At 62.9% G+C, this 836-nt stretch carries 2 protein-coding genes; both read left to right on the forward strand.

Annotated elements, in window-relative coordinates; all coding sequences use genetic code 11:
- The coding region (locus QEP12_RS16895) for an ATP-binding cassette domain-containing protein (RefSeq protein WP_284214986.1) at positions 1–553 on the forward strand (553 nt) is incomplete at its 5' end.
- 87 nt (positions 554–640) lie between these two features.
- On the forward strand, positions 641–836 hold a 196-nt coding region (locus QEP12_RS16900; RefSeq protein WP_284214987.1), incomplete at its 3' end, for a cytochrome ubiquinol oxidase subunit I.

Consider the following 836-nt stretch of genomic DNA (forward strand, 5'->3'; position numbering starts at 1 on the left):
TGCGGGCAAATCGACCGTAATGGCCGTGCTGGCAGGCGAGCAGCCCCTGAGCCATGGCTGCGTGCAGGCGGTGCCCAGCGTGTGGCTGACCCAGCGGGTGGCCTTGTTCCAAGACAGCGTGCGCGACAACTTGCGGCTGGCCGCGCCCCACGCCGACGACAGGGCGCTGTGGGCTGCTTTGGAAGACGCGGGCTTGGCAGCCGATGTGCGCGCCATGCCACAGGGGCTGGATAGCAGTTTGGGTGAGGGCGGTCTGGGCCTGTCGGGCGGGCAGGCACGCCGCTTGGGCCTGGCGCGCTTGCTTTTGGCGCAGCAGCCGGCCTGGTTGCTGGACGAGCCGACCGAAGGGCTGGATGCCGCCACGGCACGCGATGTATTGCAGCGGTTGCAGTCTCGGGCACAACAGCGCACGGTGGTGCTGTGCACCCACCTGCAGCGCGAGGCGGCGCTGGCCGACCGTTTGATTTGGCTCGATGGCGGTGTCGTACAAGCCGAGGCACGCCGTGGAGAACCTGCTTTTGCAACGCTGATTGCGCGCTTGCGACCGGATTGATGCTGTCCGGATCAGTGTTTTTAATTGACGGGCAACCTTGGGAATTGCCCGCACATTCCCTCAGAGGACCTTTGAAAGGATACGACCATGGACCTCGACATCGTCGACTTATCGCGGCTGCAGTTCGCGATAACGGCGCTCTACCACTTCTTGTTTGTGCCGCTGACCATTGGTCTGGCGGTGATTGTGGCCATCATGGAGACCGTTTATGTCATGACCGGTCGCACCATCTGGCGCGATATGACCAAGTTCTGGGGTGTGCTGTTTGGTATCAACTTTGCGA

Origin of the sequence: Comamonas jiangduensis (genome assembly GCF_030162955.1) — a bacterium.
Lineage (GTDB): Bacteria > Pseudomonadota > Gammaproteobacteria > Burkholderiales > Burkholderiaceae_C > Comamonas > Comamonas jiangduensis.